At 73.7% G+C, this 6888-nt stretch carries 8 protein-coding genes; 3 read left to right on the top strand and 5 right to left on the bottom strand.

The window, feature by feature from the left end:
• Both ACI79V_RS17645 and ACI79V_RS17640 read left to right on the top strand, forming a co-directional pair.
• On the top strand, positions 1 to 617 hold a 617-nt coding region (locus ACI79V_RS17645; RefSeq protein WP_456891266.1), incomplete at its 5' end, for a regulatory protein RecX.
• Positions 618 to 688: 71 nt separating this feature from the next.
• Positions 689 to 1378, top strand: a complete 690-nt coding sequence (locus ACI79V_RS17640; protein WP_456891268.1) for an MBL fold metallo-hydrolase — start codon at positions 689 to 691, stop codon at positions 1376 to 1378.
• Positions 1379 to 1387: 9 nt separating this feature from the next.
• Here the strand turns inward: ACI79V_RS17640 and ACI79V_RS17635 are convergent, their stop codons facing one another.
• The 5 genes from ACI79V_RS17635 to ACI79V_RS17615 all read right to left on the bottom strand — a co-directional run bounded on the left by ACI79V_RS17635 (position 1388) and on the right by ACI79V_RS17615 (position 5307).
• On the bottom strand, positions 1388 to 1921 hold the full coding sequence (locus ACI79V_RS17635) for a hypothetical protein (RefSeq protein WP_456891265.1): 534 nt from the start codon (positions 1919 to 1921) through the stop codon (positions 1388 to 1390).
• Between the two features lie 63 nt (positions 1922 to 1984).
• The gene (locus ACI79V_RS17630) at positions 1985 to 2899 is read right to left on the bottom strand and encodes an amino acid ABC transporter permease (protein WP_456891262.1); all 915 of its coding nucleotides are present in this window, start codon (positions 2897 to 2899) and stop codon (positions 1985 to 1987) included.
• Positions 2896 to 3546: an amino acid ABC transporter permease gene (locus tag ACI79V_RS17625; protein ID WP_456875948.1), complete on the bottom strand. Its 651-nt coding sequence runs from the start codon at positions 3544 to 3546 to the stop codon at positions 2896 to 2898. Before ACI79V_RS17625 ends, ACI79V_RS17630 begins: the two co-directional genes overlap by 4 nt.
• Positions 3547 to 3644: 98 nt before the next feature.
• Complete coding sequence (locus tag ACI79V_RS17620; protein ID WP_456891260.1) at positions 3645 to 4535, bottom strand: glutamate ABC transporter substrate-binding protein; 891 nt, start codon at positions 4533 to 4535, stop codon at positions 3645 to 3647.
• 16 nt (positions 4536 to 4551) lie between these two features.
• Entirely contained in the window at positions 4552 to 5307 is a 756-nt protein-coding gene (locus ACI79V_RS17615; RefSeq protein WP_456875950.1) for an amino acid ABC transporter ATP-binding protein, read from the bottom strand.
• 121 nt (positions 5308 to 5428) lie between these two features.
• Here ACI79V_RS17615 and miaB point away from each other — a divergent pair, with 121 nt between their 5' ends.
• Positions 5429 to 6886 carry a tRNA (N6-isopentenyl adenosine(37)-C2)-methylthiotransferase MiaB gene (gene miaB, locus ACI79V_RS17610; protein ID WP_456891258.1) on the top strand — a complete coding sequence of 486 codons (1458 nt, stop codon included), beginning with the start codon at positions 5429 to 5431 and terminating at the stop codon, positions 6884 to 6886.
• Positions 6887 to 6888: the final 2 nt, after the last annotated feature.

The raw sequence follows: 6888 nt of genomic DNA, 5'->3' as shown, positions 1-6888 counted from the left end.
GGTCCGGGCCGTCCCCTGACCCGGACGGCCCGGCCGCCGCTGTGCCGTTCCCGGCCGAGCGCGACGCCGGGCGCGGGGATCCTCCCGACGAGCCGGGCGATCCCGAGTCGGTGGCCCGGGCCATCTGCCTGCGGGCGCTCACCGGCGCGGCCCGGACGCGGCAGCAGCTGGCCGACCTGCTGGCCCGCCGGGGGATCCCCGAGGACGCGGCGACCGCGGTCCTCGACCGGTTCGGCGAGGTCGGGCTCATCGACGACGCCGCCTTCGCCCGGGCCTGGGTGACCTCGCGGCAGGCCGGCCGCGGCCTGGCCCGGCGGGCGCTGCGCGCCGAGCTGCGCGCCAAGGGCGTCGACGGCGAGGAGGCCGAGCAGGCCCTCGCCGAGGTCGACGACGACGACGAGCGCGCCGCCGCCCGCCGGCTGGTGGAGCGCCGCCTGCCCGCGCTCCGCCGGGTCGACCAGGCCACCGCCACCCGCCGCCTGATCGGCATGCTGGCCCGCAAGGGATACAGCGGCGGCCTGGCGGCGGCCGTGGTCCGCGACGTGATGGACGAGACCGGCTTCGGCACCGAGGATCCCGACCTCGACGGACCGACCTGGCACCCCGAGGGCGACTGACCCGGCACGGGTCGTTCGCGCTCACCGCGGACGACACCCGCACGGTGCGTCCCGGGGCCTAGCTTCCCCCCATAAGCGCGACCGAGATCGTCCCGGGGCTGCACCTGCTGGCGCTCGGGATCAGCAAGGCCTACCTCTGGCGCGGCGAGTCCGGCCTCACCGTCGTGGACACCGGCCCGGCCGGCAGCGCTCCGGTCATCGCCGACGCACTGGCCGACCTGGGCCTGCGACGCGAGGACGTGCGCCGGATAGTGCTCACCCACTTCCACGACGACCACATGGGCTCGGCCGACGCGGTGCGTGCCTGGAGCGGTGCGCCGGTGCTCGCCGGGGCGGCGGACGTGCCGGTCGTCCAGCGCGACCGGCCGGGCCCAGCGGCGGTGGTCACGCCCGCCGAGCAGGAGCTGTACGCGATCGCCTCGGCGGAGGTGCCGCCGGCGCCCGCCTGCAGGCCCGTCGATCCGGTCGCCGACGGCGACGTCCTCGACAGCGGTGTGGTCGTGGTCGGCGTCCCGGGGCACACGCCGGGCAGCATCGCGGTGCACCTGCCCGAGGCGGGCGTGCTGATCACCGGCGACACGGTCGTCGAATTCCACGGCGAGCTCGTCCTGGGGCCGTTCAACGTCGACCGACCCCAGGCCTGGTCGTCCCTGCAGCGCCTGGCCGCGCTCGAGGCCGACGTCGTCTGCCCCGGCCACGGCCTGCCCGTCGTCGGTGGTGCTGCCGCGGCGCTGCGGGCGGCCACCGACCCCTTCGGCTGAGCGGACCGGTCAGCCGGCCGCGGGCACGGCCGCCATCGGCTCGGCTGGCAGCCCGGCGGTCCCGGCGCGGCCCGCGCCGGGAGGTGTCGGGCTCAGCACCGGCATGGCCGCCGTCGGCAGGTGCGTGACCGTGGCCGGCGGCGCGGTCCAGGCGGTCAGGTCGACCGCGCGCCCGTCCGGGGCCTCGTCGTCGCTGACCCAGCCGGCGGCCTGGTCGGCGGAGGCGGCGGCCAGCCACTGCTGGATCTGTGCCTCGAAGGTGCGGTCGGGCAGCACGGCGGGACGGCTCACCGGCCCGAGGAAGGTGACGTCGCGCTCGCCGCCGTCCGTGAGGCGCAGGACCACCCGGCAGCGGGCCCGGCGGTGCCGCGCCGGGGGCACGACCTCCCGGACCACGGCGGACCCCGCGTCGGCCGCGTCGGCGAACCGCGGCGCGGCTGCCCGGAGCCGGTTCACGAACTCCTGCGCGGCGTCGGCCTGCCCGCCGGGCAGGCGCACCATCGAGGGCAGCGGCGGCACGACGGGGCGGAGAGCGGTGTCCACGGGACTGTCATCGGCAGACCTGCGGACCGGCGGTACCACCGGTCCGCGGTCCGGAGCCGGGTCCTACCGGCCGCCCGCCTCGGTCACCAGCCCCCCGCCGCTGCCGTCCATCTGCACCTCGGCCAGTCCGGCATCGCCGGCGCCCGCGGTCTTGCGGTTGCTGCGGGTGCGCTTCTCGACGTACTTGGCCAGCTGCGAGAGCAGCACGTTGACGATGATGTAGATGAGGCCGGCGGCCACGTAGAGCTGGAACGTGTAGATGTTGCCGAACTGGAAGTTGAAGAACTCGACGAGGCTGCGCGCCTGCCGCAGCAACTCGACGTAGCCGACGATGAAGCCCAGCGAGCTGTCCTTGAGCAGCACCACGAGCTGGGCCACCAGCACCGGCAGCATCCGGCGGACGGCCTGGGGGAGCAGGACGAGGGTCATCACCTGCGTCTTGCGCATGCCCAGCGCGAAGGCGGCCTCCCGCTGGCCGCGGTCGACCGACAGGATGCCCGCCCGGAAGATCTCCGCGAGCACGGCCATGTTGTAGAGCGTCAGCCCGAGCGCCAGGGCGCGGAACGCGGTCATGGGGACGCCGATGGTGGGCAGGAACAGCAGGCAGAAGAGGATCAGCACCAGCAGCGGGACGGCGCGGAAGAACTCGATGACCACGGCCACCGGCCCGCGCACCCACGCGTGGTCGGAGAGCCGGCCGACCGCGAGCAGCGCACCCAGGACGGTGGCCGCGACCATGCCGACGGCCGCGACGGCGAGGGTGTTGAGCAGTGCCTCGCCCAGGGCCTGCGGCACGCCGGCGGCCGGGTCGAACAGGATCGCCCAGCGGTCGGGGTCCAGCTGGCCGTTGGCGCCCAGCCGCCACAGCGCCAGCGCGACCAGGCCGGCGATCAGCAGCGCGCCGACGACCGTGCCGATGCGCTGGCGGCGGCGGGCCCGCGGCCCCGGGAGGTCGAACAGGACGGTCGGCGCGCTCATCGGACGATCGCCACCCTCTTCTCGATGACCCGGATGACCCACGCGGAGGGCAGGGTGATCACCAGGTAGCCGGCGACGATGGCGGCGAAGACCAGCAGCAGCTGGTCGGCGTTGGCGTTGGACAGCCGCTGCAGCGCCGCGGTGAGGTCGGCGACGGCGAAGCCGGCGGCGATGGAGGTGTTCTTCGCCAGCGCGATCCAGACGTTGCCCAGCGGCGGCACGACGGTGCGGAAGGCCTGCGGCAGCACGATGGTCCGCAGGCTCTGCCCGAAGTCCAGTCCCAGGGCGCGGGCGGCCTCGGCCTGGCCCGGCGGGACGGCGTTGATGCCTGAGCGCAGCGCCTCGCACACGAACGCGGCGGTGTAGGTCGACAGCGCGGCGACCGCGGCGATGAAGCGGCTCGGGAACGACAGGTCGATCTGGACGATGCCGAAGACGAGGAAGAAGAAGACCACCGTGAGCGGGGTGTTGCGGAACACCTCGACGTAGAAGGTGGCCAGCCCCCGCAGCGGCGGGACCGGGCTGACCCGCATGCCGGCGAGCACGGTGCCGATCACCAGCGCGCACAGGCCGCTGACGACGGCCAGGGACAGCGTCGTCAGGAACGCGCTCCACAGCAGGTCGGCGTTGTCTCTCAGGAAGCCCATGGCGCCTCGCCGTCAGGTCGTCGGTCGTCGGGGACGGTCGTCGGGGACACGGCGGGACGCCGCCGGGCGGGAGGTCCCGCCCGGCGGCGTCCCGGTGCTCAGTAGCGGTCGACCGTCGGGGGCTCGGGGGCCTCCTCGCCGGTGATCGACCCGGCGGTGCGGTCCCAGGCCTCGGCCCAGCGGCCGTCCTCGAAGGCCTCCTCGAGCACGTCGTTGACGAAGGTGCGGAACTCCTCGTCACCCTTGGGCAGGCCGATGCCGTAGGGCTCCTCGGTGAAGGGGTTGCCCACCAGCTCGAAGCCCTCGGGGTTGCCGGCCACCAGGCCGGTGAGGATGACGTTGTCCGTGGTCACGGCCTGCACCGCGCCGTTGGCGAGGTCGTCGGCGCACTTGGAGTAGACGTCGTAGGTGACCAGGTTCGCCTCCGGGAAGTTGTCCCGGATGTTCTGGGCGGGCGTGGAGCCCTCGACCGAGCACACCGTCTTGCCGGCGAGGTCCTCCGGGCCCTGGATCCCCTCGGGGTTGCCGGCGGCGACCATGATGTCCTGGCCGGCGATGTAGTACGGGCCGGCGAAGTCGACGACCTGCTTGCGGGTGTCGTTGATGGTGTAGGTCGCCACCACCATGTCCACCTGGCCGTTCTGGATGAACGGCTCGCGGTTGGCCGACACCGTCTCGGTCCACTCGATGTCCTCGGGCGCGATGCCGAGCTCACCGGCGATGATCTTCGCGATCTCCACGTCGAAGCCCTCGGGCTCGCCGTCGGGGTTGAGCAGGCCGAAGCCCGGCTGGTCGTACTTGGTGCCGACGGTGATGCTGCCCGCCTCCGACAGCTCGGCCATCGTCGTGCCCGGCTCGAAGTCGACCTCCTCGGCGACGGTGGGCGCGCTGGCCTCCTCCTCGGCGGCCTGGTTGCCCGCCTCGCTGGAACAGGCCGCGAGGGTCAGGCCGAGTGCGGCGAACGCCGCCAGCTTCCGGGTGCTGCGCATGGGTTCCTCCCGTGGGTCAGTGCTCGAGGATCTTGGACAGGAAGTCACGGGCCCGGTCCGAACGCGGGCTGGTGAAGAAGGTGTGCGGGTCGGCGGCCTCGACGATCCGGCCGCCGTCCATGAAGACGACCCGGTTGGCCGCCCGGCGGGCGAAGCCCATCTCGTGGGTGACGACCACCATCGTCATGCCCTCGCGGGCGAGGGAGGTCATGACGTCGAGGACCTCGTTGATCATCTCCGGGTCGAGCGCCGAGGTCGGCTCGTCGAAGAGGATGACCTTGGGGTCCATCGCCAGCGCGCGGGCGATGGCCACGCGCTGCTGCTGGCCGCCCGACAGCTGCGCGGGGTACTTGTCCGCCTGGTGCCCGACGCCCACCCGGTCGAGCAGCTCACGCGCCCGCCGCTCGGCCTCGGACCGCGACTGCCGGCGCACCTTCACCGGCGCGAGCGTGACGTTCTCGAGGATCGTCTTGTGCGCGAAGAGGTTGAAGCTCTGGAAGACCATCCCGACGTCGCTGCGCAGCCGGGCCAGCGCCTTGCCCTCCTCGGGCAGCCGCTGGCCGTCGATGCGGATCTCGCCCTTCTGGATGCTCTCCAGCCGGTTGATGGCGCGGCACAGCGTGGACTTGCCCGAGCCGGACGGTCCGATGACGACGACGACCTCGCCGCGGTCGATCGAGAGGTCGATGTCCTGCAGCACGTGCAGGTCGCCGAACCACTTGTTGACGCCGGTCAGCTCCACGAGCGGTGCTCCGGTCTGCTGGCTGGTCACCGGGGCACCCTATTGCCGCCCGGGCGCAGCAGCGTCCCGGGACCGTCACGAACCAGTAACGAGTGCCGTCACCGCCCGTGACCGCCGGGGCCGGGCGCGGCGCCGTACCCTCGCAGGCGACATGGGAACCGAGTTCGACAGCCCGCAGCGCACCTACCGGGTGCGCACCTACGGGTGCCAGATGAACGTGCACGACTCCGAGCGGCTGTCCGGGTTGCTCGAGGCCGCGGGCTACGCCGCCGCCCCCGACGGCGAGGACGCCGACGTCGTCGTGCTCAACACCTGCGCGGTGCGGGAGAACGCCGACAACCGCCTCTACGGCAACCTCGGCCACCTGCGCCCGGTGAAGGACGCCCACCCGGGGATGCAGATCGCCGTCGGCGGCTGCCTGGCGCAGAAGGACCGCGGCGAGATCGTGCGGCGGGCGCCGTGGGTCGACGTCGTCTTCGGCACGCACAACGTCGGGTCGCTGCCGGCGCTGCTCGAGCGCGCGCGGCACAACGCCGAGGCCCAGGTGGAGATCGCCGAGGCGCTCGAGGTGTTCCCGTCGACGCTGCCGGCGAAGCGGGACTCCGCCTACGCCGGCTGGGTGTCGATCAGCGTCGGGTGCAACAACACCTGCACGTTCTGCATCGTCCCGGCGCTGCGCGGCAAGGAGAAGGACCGCCGTCCCGGCGAGATCCTGGCCGAGGTGCAGGCGCTGGTCGACCAGGGCGTGCTCGAGGTGACGCTGCTCGGCCAGAACGTCAACGCCTACGGGGTGGAGTTCCGCGACCGGGGTGCGTTCGCCGACCTGCTGCGCGCGACCGGCCGGATCGAGGGCCTGGAGCGGGTCCGCTTCACCAGCCCGCACCCGCGCGAGTTCACCGACGACGTCATCGACGCGATGGCCGAGACCCCGGCGGTCTGCCACCAGCTGCACATGCCGCTGCAGAGCGGGTCCGACGAGGTGCTGCGCCGGATGCGCCGCGGCTACCGGCAGGAGCGCTACCTCGGGATCATCGACCGCGTCCGCGCGGCGATGCCCGACGCGGCGATCACCACCGACGTCATCGTGGGTTTCCCCGGCGAGACCGAGGCCGACTTCGAGCAGACCCTCGAGGTGGTCCGCCGGGCCCGGTTCGCCGGCGCCTTCACCTTCCAGTACTCCCAGCGCCCCGGGACGCCGGCCGCCACGATGGACGGGCAGCTGCCCAAGGAGGTCGTGCAGGAGCGGTACCTGCGGCTGACCGCGCTGCAGGACGAGATCGGCTGGGCGGAGAACCGCGCGCAGGTCGGCCGCACCGTCGAGCTGCTGGTCGCGGCGGGGGAGGGCAGCAAGGACGCCCGCACCGGCCGGATGAGCGGCCGGGCCCGCGACGGCCGGCTGGTGCACTTCGCCGGCGGCACCGAGGCCCGCGTGCGCCCGGGCGACGTCGTCGAGACCGTCGTCACCGCCGCCGCGCCGCACCACCTGGTCGCCGACGGCCCGCTGTTGTCGCACCGGCGCACCCGCGCCGGGGGCGCCCACGAGGCCGGCACCCGGCCGACGACGCCCGGCGTGCTGCTGGGCATGCCGCGGATCGGTGCCCCGGCCTGAGG

Source organism: Geodermatophilus sp. SYSU D00700 (assembly GCF_054050255.1).
The sequence above is the reverse complement of the archived record's forward strand: the minus strand, read 5'-3'. Positions and strand labels throughout refer to the sequence as shown.

What these genes read in the sequence shown, in the direction of transcription:
- ACI79V_RS17630 (WP_456891262.1), bottom strand. Translation starts at nt 2,899, where the DNA reads ATGAGCGCGCCGACCGTCCTGTTCGACCTCCCGGGGCCGCGGGCCCGC.
- ACI79V_RS17625 (WP_456875948.1), bottom strand. Translation starts at nt 3,546, where the DNA reads ATGGGCTTCCTGAGAGACAACGCCGACCTGCTGTGGAGCGCGTTCCTG.
- ACI79V_RS17620 (WP_456891260.1), bottom strand. Translation starts at nt 4,535, where the DNA reads ATGCGCAGCACCCGGAAGCTGGCGGCGTTCGCCGCACTCGGCCTGACC.
- miaB (WP_456891258.1), top strand. Translation starts at nt 5,429, where the DNA reads ATGGGAACCGAGTTCGACAGCCCGCAGCGCACCTACCGGGTGCGCACC.